Source organism: Lujinxingia vulgaris (assembly GCF_007997015.1).
GTDB lineage: Bacteria > Myxococcota_A > Bradymonadia > Bradymonadales > Bradymonadaceae > Lujinxingia > Lujinxingia vulgaris.
In genome coordinates, this window is sequence record NZ_VOSM01000003.1 from 598,442 (window position 1) to 619,309 (window position 20,868).

Annotated in this window: 15 protein-coding genes; 9 read left to right on the forward strand and 6 right to left on the reverse strand. The window is 65.0% G+C overall.

Going from position 1 to position 20,868, the window contains the following annotated elements; all coding sequences use genetic code 11:
* Nucleotides 1–1,572 carry a glutamine-hydrolyzing GMP synthase gene (guaA, locus tag FRC98_RS09320; protein WP_146981021.1) on the reverse strand — a complete coding sequence of 524 codons (1,572 nt, stop codon included), beginning with the start codon at nt 1,570–1,572 and terminating at the stop codon, nt 1–3.
* A gap of 153 nt (nt 1,573–1,725) precedes the next feature.
* On the reverse strand, nt 1,726–2,385 hold the full coding sequence (locus FRC98_RS09325) for a hypothetical protein (RefSeq protein WP_146981022.1): 660 nt from the start codon (nt 2,383–2,385) through the stop codon (nt 1,726–1,728).
* Between the two features lie 184 nt (nt 2,386–2,569).
* Between FRC98_RS09325 and FRC98_RS09330 the strand changes: the two genes are divergently transcribed.
* Both FRC98_RS09330 and FRC98_RS09335 read left to right on the forward strand, forming a co-directional pair.
* A complete protein-coding gene (locus FRC98_RS09330) occupies nt 2,570–5,899 on the forward strand; it encodes a hypothetical protein (protein ID WP_230467458.1) in 3,330 nt (1,109 codons plus the stop codon).
* A 140-nt stretch (nt 5,900–6,039) separates the two neighbouring features.
* Nucleotides 6,040–7,011 carry a methyltransferase domain-containing protein gene (locus FRC98_RS09335; RefSeq protein WP_146981024.1) on the forward strand — a complete coding sequence of 324 codons (972 nt, stop codon included), beginning with the start codon at nt 6,040–6,042 and terminating at the stop codon, nt 7,009–7,011.
* A gap of 48 nt (nt 7,012–7,059) precedes the next feature.
* Here FRC98_RS09335 and FRC98_RS09340 read toward each other — a convergent pair whose 3' ends face one another.
* The 4 genes from FRC98_RS09340 to FRC98_RS09355 form a co-directional block, all read right to left on the reverse strand.
* Nucleotides 7,060–8,757 carry a cyclic nucleotide-binding domain-containing protein gene (locus FRC98_RS09340; RefSeq protein ID WP_146981025.1) on the reverse strand — a complete coding sequence of 566 codons (1,698 nt, stop codon included), beginning with the start codon at nt 8,755–8,757 and terminating at the stop codon, nt 7,060–7,062.
* 286 nt (nt 8,758–9,043) lie between these two features.
* Nucleotides 9,044–9,724 (reverse strand): 50S ribosomal protein L3, encoded by a 681-nt coding sequence (rplC, locus tag FRC98_RS09345; protein WP_146981026.1) that lies wholly within the window; start codon nt 9,722–9,724, stop codon nt 9,044–9,046.
* A gap of 188 nt (nt 9,725–9,912) precedes the next feature.
* A complete protein-coding gene (locus FRC98_RS09350; protein ID WP_146981027.1) occupies nt 9,913–10,923 on the reverse strand; it encodes a mechanosensitive ion channel family protein in 1,011 nt (336 codons plus the stop codon).
* A gap of 12 nt (nt 10,924–10,935) precedes the next feature.
* On the reverse strand, nt 10,936–14,208 hold the full coding sequence (locus FRC98_RS09355) for a coiled-coil domain-containing protein (RefSeq protein WP_146981028.1): 3,273 nt from the start codon (nt 14,206–14,208) through the stop codon (nt 10,936–10,938).
* A gap of 135 nt (nt 14,209–14,343) precedes the next feature.
* On the opposite strand from FRC98_RS09355, the gene FRC98_RS09360 reads away from it, so the two are divergent.
* The 7 genes from FRC98_RS09360 (at nt 14,344) to FRC98_RS09390 (ending at nt 20,708) form a co-directional block, all read left to right on the forward strand.
* The gene (locus FRC98_RS09360) at nt 14,344–15,429 is read left to right on the forward strand and encodes a tetratricopeptide repeat protein (RefSeq protein ID WP_146981029.1); all 1,086 of its coding nucleotides are present in this window, start codon (nt 14,344–14,346) and stop codon (nt 15,427–15,429) included.
* Nucleotides 15,426–16,169, forward strand: a complete 744-nt coding sequence (locus tag FRC98_RS09365; RefSeq protein WP_146981030.1) for an ABC transporter ATP-binding protein — start codon at nt 15,426–15,428, stop codon at nt 16,167–16,169. Before FRC98_RS09360 ends, FRC98_RS09365 begins: the two co-directional genes overlap by 4 nt.
* A gap of 8 nt (nt 16,170–16,177) precedes the next feature.
* Entirely contained in the window at nt 16,178–16,975 is a 798-nt protein-coding gene (locus tag FRC98_RS09370; RefSeq protein ID WP_146981031.1) for an MlaE family ABC transporter permease, read from the forward strand.
* Between the two features lie 10 nt (nt 16,976–16,985).
* Entirely contained in the window at nt 16,986–17,831 is an 846-nt protein-coding gene (locus FRC98_RS09375; protein ID WP_146981032.1) for an MlaE family ABC transporter permease, read from the forward strand.
* Nucleotides 17,832–18,279: 448 nt separating this feature from the next.
* Nucleotides 18,280–18,783 carry a hypothetical protein gene (locus tag FRC98_RS09380; protein WP_146981033.1) on the forward strand — a complete coding sequence of 168 codons (504 nt, stop codon included), beginning with the start codon at nt 18,280–18,282 and terminating at the stop codon, nt 18,781–18,783.
* A gap of 10 nt (nt 18,784–18,793) precedes the next feature.
* Nucleotides 18,794–19,543 carry an ABC transporter ATP-binding protein gene (locus FRC98_RS09385; RefSeq protein ID WP_146981034.1) on the forward strand — a complete coding sequence of 250 codons (750 nt, stop codon included), beginning with the start codon at nt 18,794–18,796 and terminating at the stop codon, nt 19,541–19,543.
* 112 nt (nt 19,544–19,655) lie between these two features.
* Nucleotides 19,656–20,708, forward strand: a complete 1,053-nt coding sequence (locus FRC98_RS09390) for an MlaD family protein (protein ID WP_230467459.1) — start codon at nt 19,656–19,658, stop codon at nt 20,706–20,708.
* Nucleotides 20,709–20,868 lie beyond the last annotated feature (160 nt).

Below are 20,868 nucleotides of genomic sequence, written 5' to 3' on the forward strand. Positions count from 1 at the left end.
CTACTCCCACTCAATGGTCCCCGGCGGCTTGCTCGTCACGTCGTAGACCACGCGATTGACGCCTTCGACCTGATTGATGATGCGGTCGCTGACCCGCCCCAGAAACTCCATGGGCAAATGGCCGCGGTCCGCCGTCATGCCATCCTTGCTGGTCACCGCCCGAAGCGCAATGACCTCATCGTAGGTGCGCTGATCACCCATCACCCCGACGGTCTTGATCGGCAAGAGCACCGCAAAGGCCTGCCAGACCTGATCGTAGAGGCCCTCGGCGCGCAGCGACTCGATGAAGATATGATCGGCCTGGCGCACCTTGCGCAGCGCATCTTCGGTGATCTCACCCAGCACCCGCACCGCCAACCCGGGGCCGGGGAAGGGGTGGCGATCCACAAGCTCGGCCGAGAGGCCGAGCGCGCGGCCCAGCACACGAACCTCGTCTTTAAAGAGCTCGCGCAGAGGCTCGATCAACTCCAGGCCCATCTGCTCGGGCAGCCCGCCGACGTTGTGGTGACTCTTGATCGTGGCCGAAGGCCCCAGCACGCTGACCGACTCAATGACGTCCGGATAGAGCGTGCCCTGCGCCAGGAAGCGCGCATTCTCAATCGACTCGGCCTCGGCCTCAAAGACCCGCACAAAGAGCTCGCCAATCCGCTTACGCTTGAGCTCCGGGTCGGTCACACCGGCCAGGGCGCTCAAAAAACGCTCGCTGGCGTCGACGACCCGCAGGTCGATGCCGAAATGCCCTTCAAAGAGCGCCTGAACCCGCTCGCGCTCCTGGTAGCGCAGCAACCCGTTGTCGACAAAGACGCAGGTGAGCCGCTCCCCAAGCTCGCGGTGCAAAAGCGCGGCGACCACCGAGGAGTCCACGCCGCCGCTCAGCCCGCAGATGACGTGCCCCTCGTCGCCGACCTGGGCGCGGATGCGCTCGATGGCGCTCTCCACAAAGTCGGCCATATTCCAGGTGTCCGGACAGCCGCAGACCTCGAAGACGAAGCTCTCGAGCATCGCGGTCCCCTCCAGGCTGTGGGAGACCTCCGGGTGAAACTGCACCCCGAAGATCGGGCGCTCGCGGTGTGCCATCGCCGCCAGATGCCCGTTCTCGGTGCGCGCCAGCGCCTCAAAGGCCTCGGGCAGCGCGCTGACGGCGTCACCGTGGCTCATCCACACCTCGGTGGCATGGCCCGTCTCAAAGCCGGCCATCGGTCCGCGGGCGGCCTCCACGATCACCTGGGTGCGGCCGTACTCCCCGCCCCCCCGGGCGCGGTCGACCTGGCCGCCAAAACTCTTGGCGAGGAGCTGCATCCCGTAGCAGATGCCCAGCACGGGCACCTCCCAGCTCAAGATGCCGCCCTGCAACGCGGGCGCTCCCTCGATATGCACGCTGGAAGGCCCGCCGGAGAGCACCACCCCGCGCGCCGGTGCCGATCCCGCATCAATCAGTTCACCGACGCGGGCGTCGTTGCAGGGCCATATCTCGCAATAGACCCCCAGCTCACGCACGCGCCGCGCGATGAGCAAGGTGTACTGGCTGCCGTAGTCCAGGATCAGCAGACCGTCGCGAAGTTGTGGATTCATGCGGCTCTCCAGCACTTATATGGAAGTTAAAGGGACGTCGTCAGCAGGCACATTCGCCGGGTGCGGGCGTCGCCATCGAAGGGGCACACACGACCTATGCCGCGGTGCTCCCGGCGAGTGCGAGCGACTTCATGCGTGCGGGTGTTTTACGACTTATGGGGACTGCAGCACTGTCTCAACCTGGCCAGACTGTCCGCGCTTAAGGCTGACCTGAGCATCGCCCGAGAAGTTCACCTCGGCTGCCGACGCATTGGCCTGCACAATATACTCACCGGCAAAAAGCTCGCCGATGGTGCCGGTGCCCAGGTTGCAGTCGAAGTCCTGGCGCGCCATCTCGTAGAAGGCCTCGTCGTAGACAGCCACCTCCACCCGCCCCACTCCGTTGGCGCCGCAGACGCGTCCGTTTTCAAAGCGCCAGACGACCTCCAGCTCGGCGGGTCGCGCGCTGAGCGCCACAGGGGTAAGCCGCTCAATACGCTCCGGACGCACGGTCACCGCCCGGATGGCGCTCTCAAAGGTGTTGGCGCCGCCGGCGTCAAAGCCGCGCAACATCAGCTCGTAGCTTCCCGGCGCGAGTCCCTCCAGCGCCGCTTCTCCGCGGGCGCAGGGGTAGCTCTCCACATAGCTGCGGCGAGCGTTGGAGAGCTCGATCTCGACGAGATCGACCTCGCTGGCCTCACAGCCCATCGGGCTGACCTGCCAGCCAAGCTCCAGCGCGCCCTCGCCGAAGGGCTCCACGGGCTCGCCACAGCTGAGCAGCGCGCCGCTCAGCGCGACGACGGCGATCCCGGTTCGTATCGGTGTCATGTTCATCGTAGACCTCCCTGGTCGTTGCGGCTCACAATTCCTGCGCTCACCGTCTCGGCATGAGGCTACGACAGCCTCAACGCAGGTCAACTTTTTGGCCGGCGGCAGCCTTCTCGCAGGCGCGCGTGCTGTGTTAATTTCGCGCAGCGCACCCCCTTCTACGATCACCTGCATCGGGCTCCCCACCATCATGACGAACCGCGATTTAAGCGAACTTCTCGAGGGTCTCCCCGACACCGCGCCGAGCCTTGTGAGGGCGGCCCGCGCCTACGATCAGGCCGGCGACCACCGAAACGCCGAGGCGCTTTTGCGCGCGGCGCTCTCGCGTTGCTCCACCCCCGAGCTCCGGCTGGCCTCGGCCGAGCACCTGCTGACGCGGGCACGCTGGGCGGCCGCCTACCAGCAGGCGCGCCACGCTATGGCCGACCCCATGCTCTGGCAGGCGGCGGTGGCCGCCGCCCGCGCAAGCCATAAGCTCGGCGAGCACGGTCGCGCGCAGTCGCTGCTCGATGATGCGCTCGACCGCGGCGCCGATCTGACCCTGGTCAGCGCCTGGCGCGATCATTTCGCCGGCCTGGCCGAGCCTCCCGCGCCGCGCCTGGAGAGGTCGTCGGCCCCCCCGGAGCTCGCCCTGCCCGACTTCACCGAGGAGCCCACCGAGCTCGTCGAGGAGCTCGCCCCGCACGAGCCCACCCACCTGGTGCACATCCCCGCCAGTTTGAGCGATGCGCCCGAGACGAAGTCGCAAAAGCGCGCGCCGGCGCCGGGCTTTGAGCCCGATGAGACCACGCTTCGACGTCGCCGCCCGCGTGCGCTTCGCCCGGGCGCGCCTGCGTCGTCGCCGCCGGTGCTCGACGACGCGCTGGCAGACTCGCCATCGGAGCCGACCGACGTCTTTATGGCCGATCCGACGCTTCCACCGGGGGCGGATCTGGCTCAGGAGCTTCCGCGTCACGACAGCGGTCGGCGCCGGGCGCCCGCGCTGGAGGTTGCCCCCCGCTCGGAGGTCCGGGCTGATAAAGGCGTTGCAGCGAAGCGTGGGGGGCGCGCCACTCCCGATGGTCAGGAGAAGTTGGAGCTGGACCTCGACGCCCTTCGCAGCACACGCAAGCCCGCCTCCGGTCGCACAAGCTCCATCCGCCGCTTGACCCACCTTGTGCAGACCAGCCTGCCCGAGCCCCTGCAGTCGCCGGCGCGCGCGCTGGCCAGCGTGCTCATCTCGGCGCTGCTGGTGCTGAGTTTCTTTGCGACCCTGGGCTACGTCTGGCAGGTCCACCGCGCCACGCGCCACCTCCTGGCGCAGGCCGAAGTAGCACTTCATCAGGACACCTACGCCTCGCACCACCGCGCTCTTCAGCTGGCCCGAGACGCTCGCAACTACACCGTACTCCCCGCCTCAGCCGACGCGTTTGTCCGAGGGCTGACCGACGCCCTGCCCGCCATCGGAACCGGCGCGCCGACCGAGCGCGCCGACGATCTCGCGCTGCTGATTTGCGCACGACAGGCCTATCGCTTTGAACATCCCGGCGAGCTCACCCCCGCGCAGGCACAGGCCTCCGATAGCGCTGTTGGCGTCGCGACACAGATCTATGCGGCGGCGGCCTGGCTGCCCGAGCACGAGCTCGCAAGCACCCTCGATGCTCTGGTCGCCCGGGCTCCGGGCTCCCCCTGGGTGCGCCTGGCGCACGCCGAAGTCCTGGTCGACACATCTTCCGAAGATGTCTCCGCACAGATTGTGGAGGCCCTCGCCACAGACACCAACGCCCGCGCCTTTGTTCGCGCGCAGCATCTTCTCAAGGTCGACCCGAAGGCCGCCTCAGCCGCACTCCGAGCGATCTTCGAGGCCACCCCCGATCATCATAGCTCACGGTTGACCCTGGCCCTTCACCTCGCGCGCACCGGTGCCGACGAAACGGAACTCGACGCTCTGCTCACCCCGGCCTCACGCGCCTCCGCCCGCGAGATCGCGCCGGCCGACCGCGCTCTCGCGCACCTCGCCCGCGCCGAGGCCGCCCCCGACAAAAACGCCCGCATCGACGCCCTGCGCCTTGCCGCCGAAGCCGCCCCCCTTCGCCCCGACCGCGTGCGCCCCCTCATCGACGAGCTGATCACCCGCGGGCAGCTGCTCGATGCGCGCGAACAACTCATTCGCACACCGCGCGCCGACCATCGCCACCCCTATGTTAACCTGGAGCTGGCCTCCATCCATCTGCAGATCGGCGATACCGATCGCGCCATCGCCCTCTTGAGCGCCGCCTCGACCAACCCCCGCGAACGTCTGCTGCTTGCGCTGGCGATGGTCGCCGAGGGCAGCGTCGCCATCGCGCGCAATGAGCTCGGAGAGACGCCCCTCGATATGGCCGCGTCCGCCCTTCTCGACACCCTTGAGCCGGACGCCCCCCAGCCGGAAGACCCCTTCGACACCGAGGCGCCCTTCGTCGCAGAGCGCGCTCTTCTTGAAGCCGCGACGCTGGCCCGACTGGCCAACCGCGCCGACACCTGGGAGGCCCAATCGTCACTGCGCGATCGCGCGCTCGAACGACTGACACACGCCCCCGAGATGCCCGCGCGGCGTCTTCTTCGCTGCCAGCTCGCGCTCGATGCCCGCAGCGCCGAAGAAGCAGCCGAGCATTGCGCGCGCCAGGAAGAACTCGACGTCGCCTCGCGCTGGGCGCTCGACGCTGCAGTGCGCTGGCATCGCCTCAACGATCGCCACGCCTCCGCACTGCGCCTGATCGACCGCCACGAAGATCTCAGCGGCTCCGATCCTCTCCTGGCGCTGCTCCGCGCCGAAGTTGCGCTTGCCACAGACAACCGACCTGCCATCCCCAGCCTACTGGAACCCGCGCTTGGCACACCGACCTCCCGAAACGCGCGTTGGGCAACCCTCCAGGGCGACGTCGCTCGCCATGCTGGCGACACCGAGCAGGCACTCGCCTACTACGACGATGCCCTGGAACGCAGCCCCAACAACCCGGCAGCCACCCTGGGACGTCTTCTGACCACCTTGCACGAGGGCCCGCTGGAGAGCGACGACGAGCAGGCGCTCCGCTCCCTGCTCCGCCACGGCGATGTTGGACCGATGGCCTGGGTCGCATTCGCCCGCCAGCGCCGACTCCAGAAGCGTCATAGCGACGCCAGCGAGAACCTGGAGTTGGCTCGCCGCGCGGCCTCAACACTGGCCTCGAACTCCTTTCTCCACATGCTGCACACCGAAGAAGCCTACGCCCAGGCGGCCAAGAGTGGCCGTGGTTTTGCCGACCCGGCAGTGGATCGAGCGTTGGATAAGGCCCACGAATACGCCCCACTAAGCGCCGATTTCCACATCGCAGTAGCGCGCCAGGTGCTTGCTGCCCGTCGCCCCGACCGCGCCCTCGCGGCCCGTCACCTCGAAGGCGCGCTCGAACTGGCGCCACTGCGCTGCGAGCTCTGGCCTGAAGTGATCTCGCTCCGCGAGCGCCTGCGCCACCCCTCGGCGGTCCAACGCCTCAAAAAGAATCGCCCCGATCGCTGCGAATGAAGACCGCGGGCGGCGCACCGCAACGAAAGCACACTGACGAGGGGCAGTTCATTATGCTAGGACTGCTTCGCTGGCCGGCGCCCGGGTTTGGCGCGCAACTTCCCTCGGCCTCCACGATGACGACCTGGTGAGGAGACGCCATGATTCGGCGCGACATTCTTGATCTTCTTCAATGCCCGGCCTGCGCAGGCCCCGAGCTCACCCTGGGCAGCGGACGGCGCCCCGATCTGGTCTGCCAGAGCTGTGAGGCGCACTACCCCATCGTCAACGGCATCCCCGATCTGGTGGCCCCGGAGGCCACGCCGGCGCCGGGAACCTACCGCACCGAGACGCTGGCCAACGTCATCGCCGGCGTTTACGACGTGGTCGCCCCGGTGATGAGCATGGCCATCTGGCGCTGCAGCCCGCTGCGCTACATCGATCACGAGAACCGCGCCCTGGGACGCGCCCGCGGCGGCGTCTACCTGGAAGCCCCCATTGGCACCGGCGTGGCCCTGGCCCCCTGCATTGCCCCCTACCACGACGTGACCGTGCTGGGCGTCGACAAGTCCTGGAAGATGCTCTTTCAGGCGCAGAAACGCCTCAAAAAGACCGGCGCGAGCTTTCAGCTCATCCGCGCCGACGTCAACGCGCTGCCCATCAAGACCGGCGCTGTGCGCAGCCTGCAGAGCCTCAACGGCCTGCACGGGTTTACCGACCGGGTCGGCGCGCTCAACGAGTTCCACCGCTGCCTGGAGCCCGATGGCTACTTCTCGGGCTCAACGCTGGTGCGCGCCCAGACCGATATGGCCGACGCGGTGCTCGAGCGCTACGAGCGCTACGGCATCTACCCGATGCTGCGCAGCCCTGAGTTTTTGCTCCAGGAAGTACGCGCCGCCGCGTTTGAAGGGATGCATTTTGAGACGCACGGCGCGGTGATGTTCTTCGCCGGCCAGCGCGCCGCACGCGACGAGACCGAGGTCACCTCCCCGTCGACGAAAAGCACCGCGAAGAAAGGCGCCGCGAAGAAAGGGGCTTCCAGGAAGAAGACGTCAAAGAAGTCCGATGCATCGGGCGATGCCAAAACGTCGAAAGGTAAAGGCGCCTCGAAGTCATCGCGGCGTGCCGGTTGATCCCCGCTTTGGATGGCTGAGTTGAACCGCTTCCCCACGCGGCGGCGTTTAACGCCTCGTGGGCGGCGCCACCCCGGAGCTGGCGTAACCGCGCGCCCGAGCCTGCCTGGAGCGCTCCTTACGAAGCGCCACCTCACGCCGCACCGCCTCCCCCACCGAGGGCACCTTGCTGAGCAGGTCACGAAAGATTGTGGCGCTCAGCTCCAGCACAATCACGTCGGTGCGCGCCCGAACCGTCGCCCCCGCCTCGCTCAACTGCGCACAGGGGGTCACCCCCAGAAAGGCCCCCGCCTCCAACGTGTCGACCACCTCGCGCTGACCGCGACGGCCGGCAACCTCAACCTCGACCGAGCCACTGACCACAAGCGAGAGTCGCTCAACATGGTGTCCGCGCTCAAAGAGCGCCTGCCCGGCGATCCACTCGCGCAGCTCAAAATGGCGTCCGAGCACCTCACGTTGCTCCGGGCTTAAGCCGCCAAAGATCGCGCTGGAGGCCAGCAGGTTGTTGAGCATCCGTGCGTAATAAAAGCCCCACAGGGCATCCCACACCTCCGGGAAGCGCCGGCCCAGCTCGTAGACCACCTCATCGCGAACTGCGAGCACCTCCAGCCCCTCTTCGGCGACCACGCGCGCCATCCCGTCGCGCCCCGTGAGCAGACGAAACTCCCCAAAAACCTCCCCCTCCCCGAGGCGAGCCAGAAAGACGGTGCGTCCGTCGACGAGCGACTTCTCGACCCGCACGCTCCCTTTGATGATCACATAAAGGCAAACCTTCGGATCATCGGGCGATGCCAGCACAGTTCCCGCAGCCACGCGGCGGTGCTCCATCACGCGCAATGCCTCCACAAAGGCTTCGGCGGGAAGTTGGCTGAAGAGCGGGATGGCCGGCAGCTCCGAGCGGCGCACGTGGCGCTCCTCGATGACCTGACCGGCGTCCTCCTCACGCAATTCCATGGTGGGGGGCTCATCCATCGCGTCGAAGGCCTGCAGCGCCTCCCAACGCGAGTCGCTCGCTTCATCCAGCTGAAGTCCCTCCCACTCAAAGACGCGCACCTGGAATGTGGACTCCGCATCGGGCTCATCGCCTCCGAGACGCGGACGGTCGACACGGGTCACCTCGCCATGGTCGTCGCGTTCGGCAACCGTGAGCGCAGGCACGTGACGCGTGGCTTCCTGATGCACATCAGGGGTCGCACCGTAGTTTGCAGGCGTCACAGACGCCGGCGCGGCCAGCCCTGGCGAAGACTTGGGTCGCCCGAGGGTAATGGCGCTCTTCTGGCCCCGGCGAACCTCTTCGGCCTCCTGCTCCGAGAGCGCCTGCACCCGCACCCCGGAGCCCTCCCGCGGCCAGGGGGCTCGCGAGGTCTCTACCGATGCGGCCGGCGAAGCTCCCAACGTCGGCGTGGGCTGCGCCCGCCGCGCCGCTCCATCGACCGGACGCGCCACCCGCGCGACATGACCGGTCGCCTCGGGGGCCTGTGCGTAAAGGCGCGCCAGAAAAAACTGCGTCTCGGTGTGGCTGGCGTCCATCTCCAGGATCGCCTTACACGCCGCGATCGCCTCCAGGGGAAGCCCCGCCGCCGCCAGCAACTTCGCCGCGGTGCCGTACTCCTCAATGGCGTGGCGCGGACGCCCCATCTCGCAGAAAAGCGCCGCCAGGCGCAGCCGCGCCTCGATATTCTCGGGCTCCTCGCTGAGCGTGCGCTGGTAATACGCCAGATATTTTCGAAGCCGGGGGCTCGACATCTCGAGAGCACGCTCGTTGGCTCGCGCGCGCCTTTGAGTAGGCGCAGACGCAGCGGTTTCTTGAAGGCTGTTACCACGATCTCCGACGGTAGCGAGCCCCTCACTGCCTTGTCAAACTCGCCATGGGCCGACCATCGCCTCGTGTCTCATGGCTGCACCTGCATCGATCTGCCCCGCTCCCGCCCACTCCAGACATAAAAACCCCCGACTCGCCACACTGGCGAGTCGGGGTTTTGTGTTCGTCGGTAGCTCCGCCCGGCTCAAAGCCGGCCGGGCTGCCTTACACTCACACCACGGTCTTCTTGACCGCCGAGCGAAGCGTCACCACACCACCGTTGGGGCCGGGGATGGCGCCCTTGATGAGGATGGCGTTTTCGTCAGGAAGCACCTGCATGATGCGCAGGTTCTGCACGGTCACGCGGGCGTTTCCGTGCTGACCGGCCATCTTCTTGCCCTTGAAAACACGACCGGGGGTCGCCGACATACCGATGGAACCACCGTGGCGGAAGAACTCGTGCACACCGTGGCTGGCCTTGGCACCGGCGAAGTTGTGACGCTTCATAACACCAGTGAAACCACGACCTTTGGAGGTGCCGGTCACATCGATCCAGACGCCCACGTTGAACGTGTCCGCACCCAGCTCCTGACCCACTTCATAGCTGTCAAGCTCGCCCTCACTGACGCGGAACTCGCGCACAAAGCGACGGGGCTTGTCGATGCCGGCCTTCAAGAAGACGCCGACGCGCGGCTTGGAGAGACGCCACTTGGGCTCGGTGCCTTCTTTTTCAAGAAGCTTCACGTCGCCAAAACCCACCTTGATGGCGGAGTAGCCGTCTTTGCCCTTGGCGCTTTTCTTCTGCACGACCACGTTGCCTTCGACCTTGACCACGGTGACCGGGATGCGGTTACCGGCGTCGTCGAAAATCTGCGTCATGCCGACCTTGCGGCCAATCAATCCTTTGCCCATCTTAAACCTCTCTGGGAAGCTTTCACCCCGCACCGCTCATGCCTCATCAAAGGGCAGTGGAACGTGCGCTTATGCAAGCGCGGGGATGTCGCATTAACCCGCCGTCAACGCGCCTCTCGCGAAGACCATTCGGGGTGGCCGTACCTAGTCGATCGCCCGGCCGGCGTCAAGCTATCAACGCTGTGCGCTCAGACCTCACTGACCTCCGGGGTCTGCGCCCCGACCTCCTCCACCTCAACGCCCTGAGGCGCTCGCCCCACCTTGATCTGCGATCGCACCGGCGCGTTGCTCCGGTTGGGAGACATGGAGAACTCCTCCCAGCCCTTAGCCTGCACCTCGTAGTTGCGGGTATAAGGCGGGTGAATTCCGTGCAGACGAAAGGCCCTCTTGACGCGCTCCATCACATCGCAGAGCAGCGCCTTCTCGTAGCGGGTGTCGATGACATAGGCCTTCGATTTGACGTGGGTCGCAAACGCCAGAGGCGTGATCTCGTCGTAGACCTGGACCACCACCGGCTTGCTCAAAAAGACGTAGCGCGAGGTGATGGTCGCCTCGTAGACGATCTGCTTGGCCAGCTCAAAGTCGGCGGACTGCGCGATGTAGAAGTCGATCTCCACCATCATATCGAGCGCGCCGGCGTTCGATGAGCTCACCGCCTCGGTCAAAAACTTGTTGTTAGGGATCGAGACCTGGTTATCGTCCAGCGTCACAATACGCACCGAGCGAAGCCCGATCTCCACCACCTCGCCATAGGTGTCGCCAAACGCCACACGATCACCGACCTGAAAGGGCTGGTCGACAAGAATCAGAATCCCGGCCATCAAACTCGACGCGGTGTCTTTAAGCGCAAAACCCACCGCCACTGCCAGGGTGCCACCCAGACCGAGCAGCGCGGCGCGATCTTCTTCAAAGTCCAGAAAGGTCGCCACCACCAGGTAGGCCGCTGCAGCGAAGATCCCCAGGCGCGTAAAACTCTGCACCTTTTTAAAGAAGAGGCGGCGGCGAGCCTGGCCCTCTCCCAGACTCTCCAGGGTGGCGGAGAGTACATGGTTGGCGGCGTAGGCCACCGCGATGATCGTGGCCGCGCTGAGCAGGTTCCCCACGTTGAGGAGCTCAATCCGCTGGGCAAGATCCTCGACATCGGGCGCGGCCTGAGCCAGGAGCGGCCCGGCGGCCATCATCGTTTGATAGAGGCTCATCACAGGGGCTCCTTATTCGTAGAGGAAGTTCGCGTCGCGCAGCTGACGCAACACTGCGCGGAAGTAGAGCGTACTCAACGTCGCCCGCCCCTGACGCTGGCAGACCTCCAGGATGTCACTCTCATAGAGGAAGTTGATCGCCGTCTCACAGAACCCGCGGTCGGAGTTGGTGATACGCGCGACCTGCTCGGCATTGAGCGAGCCGTGCTGCACGATCGCCGCCAGCGCGAAGAGGTACTGGTCGGTCAACGACTGCTGCACCGCGTTGGTCGGCCGGCTGAACAACCCCACCTGCAACCGGCCGGTGCTGTCCATCCGCAGGCTTCTTAACCAGAAGGTCAGCGCCACCCGGGGGTTGCCCTGGCTGAACTCATGCAGCAGGCGAAAATACCCGTTGGCGGTCTTGATCACCTCATAGCTGAACTCCCCGCTCTGATGGGCGACCACCAGATCGGTGAAGCTGATCGGAAGATCGATCTTCGCATCCCGCGAGCGCACAAGCTGCTGAATCTGCTGCTCGGTCCAGGGCGCAACCTCATGCACCAGCCCGAAGTAGTGTTTACGCGCCCGCACCCGGTTTAAGTACGACCACGCAAAGCGGTTGAAGACAAGCACCCAGAAGTGGTGATCGTCGGTGATATGAACCACGTCGAGAAAGAGGTCGACGGCGCGAAACCCGCCGATATGCCTTAAAAAGAGATGGTGGCAATCGTCGAGTATGATCGTGCGCGGCGGGGTGCGACGGATCCACTCCACCGCCTCCTCGCGGCAGGTCGGAACCTCCGGGAGGTTAAAGAGCTGCGCGATGAACTCCAGCGCGGCCGGCTCCCCGGAGATCTTCTGCGACAGCGTGGCGTACTGCACCGCGCCCTGCTCTGCAGGCCAGTCGCGCACCACTGCCACAAGCTCACTGGTCTTGCCGAGCCCGGCCTCCCCGACAATCGCCATGGAGCCCTGACGCCGAACCTTCATCCAATTCTCGCGTCGGGCGGCGATCGCGTCGGCCACCCCGCGTCGCTCCACCCGAAACGCCTCATCGAAGAGGGGGCGGTCTGCAAAAAGATCGCGGTAGCGCTCGGGCACCGTGCTCTGGGCCGCCTCGGGCACCTCGGCCGCGCCCCCCTCGCGACGCTGAATTTCGATCTTCTTCCGGAAGATGAAGTTGCCGATCTGCCGGCTGAGCTCGGTCTCCACGAGATAGGCGCGCACCCAACGCGCGAGCTCCGCGATGGCCACGTAAATGGAAGCCAGACCAATCAGGAGCACGCCATAGGGTCGGTTTCGATGCTCGCGAACAATCACCGTGGCGCGTGGCAATCGCGCGCCTGCCAGACGCTCAAAGCCCTGGGCAATATCATCCCGCCACCACCACAGCACCGTGTAGACCAGCGCTACCAGCGCCACCCAGAAGACCCGATCGGCCAGCCACCAGATCACCGAGGGACCGGTCAACTCCCAGACCGTCAGCGGCACGTAGTGCGAGAGCAACCAGAAGCTCAACACCACACGCACGCTGCGCACCAGGCGTCGCGCGCGGCTCTCTTCAACGAGCCCACCCTGCGCCAGCGCGTCGAGTGTATGCGTCTTCGCCGCACCGACCGGGCCCGATGTGCCCCCCACCTGACCAGCTTCCCCGCCGCGCGGAAGCGCCAGCGTCTTCACCACCCGCATCACCACGACATAAATCGCAGCGGCGTCGATCAGCCAGCGCACATACGCAAGCTCGGGAAGCGCGCCGATCAGGTAATCGATCATATGGGTGGCGGCCAGGTAGAGGACGGCCGGCACGATCAAGGCCCGCAGCACCTGCGCGCCTTTGATGAGACCACCGGCCGCCTTGCGCAGCGCGCGGCGCGCCAGCAGCTGGCTCAACCCCCACTGCACCGCACGCGGGCCATACTCGCGGGCAAACCATAGCGCGATGAGGATTGCGATCGCCCGCCAGAACACCCCCATCACCCAGCCCCAGAAGGCCACCGAGGTGAGCATGGTGCGCGGGTCGCTGATCTGCTCCCAGCGTCCTTCCAGCGTATCCAGCGTCAACAGCACGCCCACGCGCACGCCTTCGAGCGCATCGCGCCAGGCCGCGTCGCTGCGTGGCGAGAGCATCATCGCCCGCGCCTCAGCGCCGAGTCGGGGGAACATCGCCTCAAGCGACTCATCGAAGAAAGCGCGGCGCTGCAGGTTAACTTCGTTTCTGGCCTGGCGGGCATCGCGCACATCCCGGGCGATCTGCAGACGTTGCTCGGCGAGTTCCACCTGCAACTTCGCCAGCGCAAGTCGACGCGTGGCGAGCTCGGTGGAAGGCTCCTGGCCGACTTCCTGAGTGAGCTGTTCAAGCTCGCGCTTCGCCTCATCAAGACGCGGCTTCAGCGCAGCAACCTGGCGCTCGGCGGCGCGGTAGCCCTGCACCGTTTGTTTGACGTCATCGCGCGCCGCGCGCCGGTACGACAAGGTCTGGCGTACAACTTCCGCCAGTTCGCCATCGGCGCGCGCCATGCCCTCTTCCACCTCGACGCGGCGCTCCGAGAAGGTCGCCTCACTCTCGCGACGCTCCTCCACGATGTTGCGAATCTGCTCGCCCTCCTGCTCGGAGATGGCGAGGAGCTCCTCAGCGATCTCGCGCTCCCGAGCCAGCACCTGACGAATCTGGGCATCGCGCTCCTGACGCTCGCGCTCCCTGGTCTGCTCCACCGCCAGCCGGGCGGCCTCCTGAGCGCGTTGAGAGCGCTCCAGGCGCTCGGCGGCTTCCTGATCGACCTGCGAGCTCGCTTCGCGCTGCGCCTGCAGAGCCGCCTCGATCGCCCTCAACTTTTCGGTGTCTTGGTCGGCCAAGGCCTGAGCCGATGATGCCTGCGCCTGCCCCAACGCATGGTCGATGGTGGAGCCGACCAGCTCGCGCATCGCCACGCGGCTCTCCGGCTCTTCGGCCAGGCGCGCTTCTAAAAAGGCGCGCACCCGGGCATCCACCTCATCGCCGGCGAGTGCCTGCTGCGCGGCCGCTTCGGCCTCAGCGATGCTCTGGCGCAGCTCCTCGGCCCGGGCCTCACTGACATCTTCCGGCGCAAGCGCCGGCGCGGCGTCAGCGGCAGGTGCCGCCTCATCGCCTGACTCGCCAGCCTCATCCGAAGCAGAGTCCTGGCCAACCTCCTGCGGGTCGGCCTCGCTTGCGCCCTCCCCCGCGGATGTGCCAGAGACGTCTTCGCCACCATCGGCGACCGTCATACCGGGCATCTGGTCGACCACCACCTGGGCGCCACTCTCGGGGAGCGGGCATAGAAACACCGCGACAAGCGCTAAAACCCACGCGATCGCGACGCCTCCTCGCACTGCTGACATAGACTTGGCCGTTGTGGATGGAATCAGTAAGCTACCGCGCGAAAGGTTAAATCAACCTCCCCCGATCTCAAAGTTTTTGCCGTGCCCACACGTTTTATGCTCACCCGGCCGCGCCGCCCCTCGCCGTCGAGGCCCGGATCGCGCTGGCCTGTAGCGCTGCTCAGCGCCGCGCTGCTCTCAGCGACCCTGGGTTGCGCCACGCCGGCTACGCCCGAACCCACCTGGTCGGATGCGTTCCTGGCGGCGATGCGCCTGCCCGACACCCAGGCCGAGCCCGAAGTCGCCGCACTGGCCGAGCGCGCTCCCAATCGTGAGCAGGCCCGCGACGCCCGCTTTGAGCTCGCCCGCTTCGCGCTGCGCCGGGGCGATGTCGCGCTGGCCGAAGAGCGCTTTGAAGCGCTGTGGGCCGAAGGCATCGAAGACCATATCACAAGCCGGGCGCTCTATGAGTCGGCGCGCATTGAGCTTGAGCATCATCAGCGCCGCGCAGAGGCCATCGCCCTGCTCCACCGCGCCATCGCCCAGACCGCGCCCTGGGCCGGGACCGAGCTCGCGCTGGATTTCCTCAAAAAGATCGAGCGGCAGGCCGGCAACCAGCAAACCCTCATCGACGATCTGAGCCGCATCGCCGCCGAGCTGGAGAACGCGCGCCTCAAAGCCCAGCTCCACCTGACCATCGGGGAGCTCCACCACGCCGATCTTCAAGACGACGAGGGCGCGCTCAAGGCCTACCGCCGCGCAGCAAAAAGCTGCGAGGATTGCTCCGCCGCCGATGAGGCGATCTGGCGAATGGCCGAGATCTACAGCGCCTATCAGAACTTCGACGCCGCCACGCGCACCCTTTCGGTCGTCGCCGAACGCACCGACACAAGCTGGTTTGTAGGGAGCTACAACTCCCACCGCGCCGCCGACGCTCGCTTTGAGCTCGGCCGCATTCATATGCTCTTTCTCGAAGATTACGAGCAGGCCCGCGACCACTTCGAGCGCTTCATCGACACCTTCCCCCACGCCATGCGCCGCGACCAGGCCGAGTGGCACCTCGTCGAGATCACGCGTCTGACCGAGAGCGAGCGCGCCTACCGCCGCGCCCTGCGCCGTTTCAGTGACGACTTCCCCGAGAGCCGCCTGGCCGATGAAGCCCACCGACGTCTGGAGCAGCGCTCATGATCCGCATTGAGAACGTGACCAAATACCACGAAGGCCGCGTCGTTATTGATGATGTCACCCTGACCATCAACGACCAGACCAACGTCGGGCTTATCGGGCCCGGGGGCTGCGGAAAGTCGGTGCTCTTAAAGATCGTCTGCGGGCTGATCAAACCCGACAAAGGCCGGGTGCTCATCGACGATATCGACGTTCATAAGCTCAAGCCCACCGAGCTTGCCGATCTGCGCTTTCGCATCGGGATGCTCTTTCAGAACTACGCGCTCTTCGACTCGATGAACGTCGCCGACAACATCGCCTTCCCGCTGCGCCAGGCCGGGGAGACCGATGAGACGCTCATTGCCGAGAAGGTCAAGCAGGCGCTCATCGACATCAGCCTGCCGGGCATCGGGGATCGGTACCCCAATGAGCTCAGCGGTGGTATGAAGAAGCGCGTCAGCTTTGCGCGCGCGGTGATTCGCCGCCCGCCCATCGTCTTCTACGACGATCCGACGGCCGGGCTCGACCCGGTCACAAGCTCCAAGATCTTTATTCTGCTGCGCAAGATGCAGCACGAGCACGACACCACCTCGGTGACCATCAGCCACGATATCGAGGGCATCAAAGATATCTGCGATCGCTTCGCGATGCTCGACCGCGGCCGCCTGATCTTCGAGGGCGACCGCCAGGCCATTGAGGCCTGCGAGGACTCGCTGGTCAGCCAGTTCTGGCAGGGCTACAGCGACGACGAACTCAACGTATAAAGACGCTCATGCATCGACTCGCCACAACTCTGCAGGCCCCCTTTCACTGGCTGGGCCAGACGGCCATGAGCTGGTCCTTTAACGCCGGCGGCCTGGCTCTGCTGACCTTTCAGGTGCTGCGCAACCTGCTGCCGTGGCGCTGGCAGTTCGACGGGCCGGAGACCTGGCGAAATCTGTACCGGGTCGGCGTCAAGAGCTTCCCCATCGTGGTGGTAACCGCGATTCTGGTCGGCGCGATCATGGTTATTCAGTCCGGCCTCTACATCGAGCAGTACGGCGCCTACGGGCTTCTGGGCTGGGGGGCGGGCTACTCCATTCTGCGGGAGGTCGGCCCGATTCTTATCGGCCTGATGTTCTCCGGACGCGTCGGCGCCAACAACACCGCCGAGCTGGGCACGATGAAGGTCACCGACCAGGTCGACGCTCTGCGCGCGCTGGCCATCGACCCCATCGGGTATCTGGTGATGCCGCGCTTTATCGCGATGATCCTGATGATGTTCTTGCTGGTGGTCATCGGAAACTTCACCGCGCTTATCGGTGGGGCCATCACAAGCCAGGTGCTGCTGGATGTGAACATGGTGCTCTTCTTCCAGAGCGTGATTGCCTATGTGCTCCTCGACGATCTGCTGCACGGGTTGATCAAGGCGGTGGCCTTTGGCTTTGCCATCGCGATCATTTCCTGCCACTTCGGGCTGAGCACCTCCGGGGGCGCCGTGGGGGTGGGCCGGGCGGTCAACGCCTCGGTTGTGGGAAGCGCCATCGCCATCTTCGTGCTCGACTACGCCATTACCTTCGCCTCGCTGTGAGCTCGCCATTATGAGCGCATCCCCCGATAATCCGGGCCGCCCCGCCGGCCGCGAGCCTTCAAATTTCCGAGAGTTTCTCTCGGCGCTCGGCGAGCCGATCCTGTATCTGACGCGCACCTTTAAGGAGCTCGTCGAGATGTTCGGGCTCACCTTCTACTACATGGTCCGAGGGAGGACCCGCTGGCGCGCGATCTTTGAGCAGCTCCACGAGGTGGGAAACCGCTCAGTGATCTTTATCGCGGTGACCCTGGGCTTTCTGGGGATGATCCTGATCTATCAGGCCGGCTACCAGGCCGAGCAGATCACGGGCGATTTGCAACTTCTGGGCGGGCTCTTTTTGCAGCTTTTGCTGCGCGAGTTTGCGCCGACGATCACCGCCATGATGATCGCCACGCGGGTGGCCACGGGTATGGCCGCCCAGATCGGCTCGATGGTGGTCACCGAGCAGGTCGACGCCCTGCAGATGTGCGCCGCCCCGCCGGTCGACTACCTGGTGGTGCCGCGCTTTATCGCCACCACGATCATGATGATCGTGCTCACGATCTTCGCGGTGCTTGTCTCCTACAGCGCCGGCGCGTTGACGGCGTATTTCTCCTTTGGTCTGAACGTCCGCACCTTCATCGACCTGAGCTTTATCGGGTGGTTCGACCTGATCTTATGCCTGAGCAAGGCGCTGGCCTACGGGATGGCCGTCCCGATCATCGCCTGCCACGCCGGCCTCAACGTCTCCGGCGGCAGCGAGGGCGTGGGTCGCGCGACCACCAATGCGGTGGTCAACGCCAGCCTGGCGGTGGTCATTCTCGACTTCATCATCACCAGCCTGGGCTATGTGGCGCTGAGCCTTCTCCCCTCATGAAATCGTGATTTTGCCGACCATAAACCTGACCCACGGTCACTTTTCGACCGACCTATTTGACCGACCCACGGTCACCTTTTGACAGACCCTTTCGACCAACCCACGGTCACTCTTTGACTGACCCACGGTCACCTTTTGACCAACCGATTTTGCTGACCCACGGTCACCTTTCGACTGACCCACGGTCACCTTTTGACCAACCGATTTTGCTGACCCACGGTCACCTTTCGACCGACCAACTTTACCTCGTCGAACGCGTTCCCACCGCCCCTCGGAAATCGTCTTGAACCCGCTACTTCCCCAATTTCCACGCCTCCGCAGCGCAGCGCTCATCGCTGCGTTAGCGCTGCTGACGTTGTGGAGTTCAACCGCGAGCGCCCAGTCGGTGCATATGCCCATGGTGGGGCGTCAGTTCCCGACGGTGGGTATCACGGCTCAGGGGGGCGCAGTGATCGACTTGCCCGACTCCGGTGCGAGACTCAGCCCGAACGCCGGTGGAGGCGCGCGCCTGGGACTTCATCATGTCGTCGGGCCGCGCCTCTCGATGAGCGCCGACGTGGGCCTGGGAGCAACCTGGCTTGGCGAACATCCCATGGCCACAGTGCCGCCGGCCGAGGCCGAGGTAGGCTTTGCCTGGCAGCTGGCCGTGCTCGCCCGGTATTTCCCTATCTACGAGCGTAGCGGACTGACCTTCGGCGGCGGCCTGCAGTACAGCGGGCTTCGCTTAAGCGATGTGCCCACCACCCAGATGGGCGCGGAACTTCGCGCCGGCTACTACCGCTGGCACAGCGAGGAGCGCTTCTGGACCCTGGAGTTCGGGCTGAGCGTTCCGCTGATCGAGGGCCTCACCCTCCCTAACGAGTTCGCCAGCCCGGAGCAGCCCGCATCGCCGCCCGTGGAGCGCACGTGGCACTATGTCCGCGCCTCCCTCGGTCTGAGTTTCGCCTTTTAAGGATCTTGTGATGGGCACGATTGAGTTTCGCGACATCTACAAAAGTTTTGGCAGCAATCACGTCCTGCGCGGTGTGAGCGTGACTGTGCAGTCCGGCCAGGTCTTTTTTGTGATTGGCCAGTCCGGCGCGGGTAAAAGCGTGCTCGTCAAACACCTCGTCGGTTTGATCCGCCCCGATCAAGGCCGCGTGCTGCTGGACGGCGTCGACGTTACGGACTTTAAAGAAAAAGAGTTCTTCCCCATCCGCAAACGCTGCGCGATGGTTTTTCAGAACTCAACCCTCTTCGACTCAATGACCCTGCAGGAGAACGTGGCGCTGCCCATCCGAAAGCACCTTGGGGTCACCGTAGAAGAGGCCGGCCAGATGGCGCTGGAGAAACTCAAGCTCGTCGGTATGCAACGCCACGCCGACCGCTTCCCGGCCGACTTCGGAGACGGGATGCGCAAAAAAGTTGCCATTGCCCGAGCGCTCACGCTCGACCCGGAGTTTGTGATCTTCGATGAGCCCACCACCGGCATCGACCCCATCAGCGCGGCGATGGTCGATAAGCTCATCCGCCACCTCTCCGATGCCCTCGGGGTGACCTCGATTGTCATCAGCCACGACCTGCGCTCGATCTTTGGCATCGCCGACCGCATCGCCATGCTCTACAAGGGCAAGCTCATCCTCGATGGCAGTCAGCAGGCCTTCAAGGAGAGCGATAACCCGATTGTTCAACAGTTTATCAAAGGGCTGCCTGACGGCCCCATGGAAGTCTAACCTCACCGGTGTGCTGACCGGGGATGAGCAGGGTTGATAATTTCGGCTCTCCCGGGTGAGAATGCGCCTCATTTCGCGTCGCACTTACGCCACCCTTTTCGGGATCTTCTCGATGCAGAAAAAAGAAACCGCCATTGAAGTTAAGGTCGGGGCGCTCGTCCTGCTTGCGACCGCTCTGCTGGTCGCCTTCGTGTTCCTTCTGGGCGACTTCCGCCTCTCCAGCGGCCATCAAATCCACGTGCAGTTCAGCACCTCCGGCGGCCTCAAAACCGGCGCCGACGTGGCGCTCTCGGGCATAAACGTGGGCTCGGTCTCGAAGATGGAGTTTGTGCGAAACGACGACCCGGCAAGCGGCCTTCCAGCCGTTGCGGTTCAGGCTTCGCTGGACATCGACGCGCAGTACGCCGACTCCATCCGCGAGAACAGCAAGTTCTACATCACCACGCGCGGCGTTCTGGGTGAGCCCTACGTGGAGATCATCACGGAAAACTTCGACGGGGCCGCCCTGGCCAGTGGCGAGACGATCCGCGGGGTAGACCCGCCGCGTATGGAAATCCTACTGGGCCAGGCCTCGGAGGTGCTCGAGACGATGACCGAGATCCTCAACGACGAAGATCAAGACGTGGGCGCGCTGGTCGCCAACGCCACCCACTTCTTCGGAGTTGTCGGCGACGCGGTCGGCGAGAACCGCGACGAACTCGATTCGGCGATCGAAGGGCTTAATACGACCACGACCGAAGCCTCCAAATTGCTCTCCGCGATCAACGTCGCCGTGGGCGATGGGCAGCAACTTCGCACCATCGTCAACGACGCCGGAGCCACCGCCGCGAGCGCCCGCCGGATGACCGGTCGACTCAGCGGCCAGATCGATCCTGTGATGGCCGATGTTACCCAGACCGCCGCCAATGCCCGCGAGATCAGCGAAGTCACCCGACGCCTTCTCGTCGACAACGAGGGCCGCATTGTCGCAGTGCTCGACGATGCTGAGACCAGCGTCGACAACCTGCGGCAAGTCTCCGACCAGGCCGTCACGCTCGTCGACGGCGTTGCCGCCGGCGAGGGCACCCTGGGCGCACTCCTGGTGGAGCGGGAGGTTTATGAGGACCTGAAGGATCTGCTTCGGGTGATCAAGCAGCAGCCCTGGAAGATCCTCTGGAAGGAGTAAGGTTCAGAATCTTGCTCGGGCACTACCTGGAAGCGCAAGACGGCAGTCTATAAATAAAGGGGGCTTGACCCGACGAGGGCCTAGCGGTAACTGTCAAAATAGTTGTCGCCTGACACATCTCATTTTTCCCACCTCAATAAGAACGTCAGTCCTGATTGAG

What these genes read in the sequence shown, in the direction of transcription:
- guaA (WP_146981021.1), bottom strand. Translation starts at nt 1,572, where the DNA reads ATGAATCCACAACTTCGCGACGGTCTGCTGATCCTGGACTACGGCAGC.
- FRC98_RS09325 (WP_146981022.1), bottom strand. Translation starts at nt 2,385, where the DNA reads ATGAACATGACACCGATACGAACCGGGATCGCCGTCGTCGCGCTGAGC.
- FRC98_RS09330 (WP_230467458.1), top strand. Translation starts at nt 2,570, where the DNA reads ATGACGAACCGCGATTTAAGCGAACTTCTCGAGGGTCTCCCCGACACC.
- FRC98_RS09335 (WP_146981024.1), top strand. Translation starts at nt 6,040, where the DNA reads ATGATTCGGCGCGACATTCTTGATCTTCTTCAATGCCCGGCCTGCGCA.
- FRC98_RS09340 (WP_146981025.1), bottom strand. Translation starts at nt 8,757, where the DNA reads ATGTCGAGCCCCCGGCTTCGAAAATATCTGGCGTATTACCAGCGCACG.
- rplC (WP_146981026.1), bottom strand. Translation starts at nt 9,724, where the DNA reads ATGGGCAAAGGATTGATTGGCCGCAAGGTCGGCATGACGCAGATTTTC.
- FRC98_RS09350 (WP_146981027.1), bottom strand. Translation starts at nt 10,923, where the DNA reads ATGAGCCTCTATCAAACGATGATGGCCGCCGGGCCGCTCCTGGCTCAG.
- FRC98_RS09365 (WP_146981030.1), top strand. Translation starts at nt 15,426, where the DNA reads ATGATCCGCATTGAGAACGTGACCAAATACCACGAAGGCCGCGTCGTT.
- FRC98_RS09370 (WP_146981031.1), top strand. Translation starts at nt 16,178, where the DNA reads ATGCATCGACTCGCCACAACTCTGCAGGCCCCCTTTCACTGGCTGGGC.
- FRC98_RS09375 (WP_146981032.1), top strand. Translation starts at nt 16,986, where the DNA reads ATGAGCGCATCCCCCGATAATCCGGGCCGCCCCGCCGGCCGCGAGCCT.
- FRC98_RS09385 (WP_146981034.1), top strand. Translation starts at nt 18,794, where the DNA reads ATGGGCACGATTGAGTTTCGCGACATCTACAAAAGTTTTGGCAGCAAT.
- FRC98_RS09390 (WP_230467459.1), top strand. Translation starts at nt 19,656, where the DNA reads ATGCAGAAAAAAGAAACCGCCATTGAAGTTAAGGTCGGGGCGCTCGTC.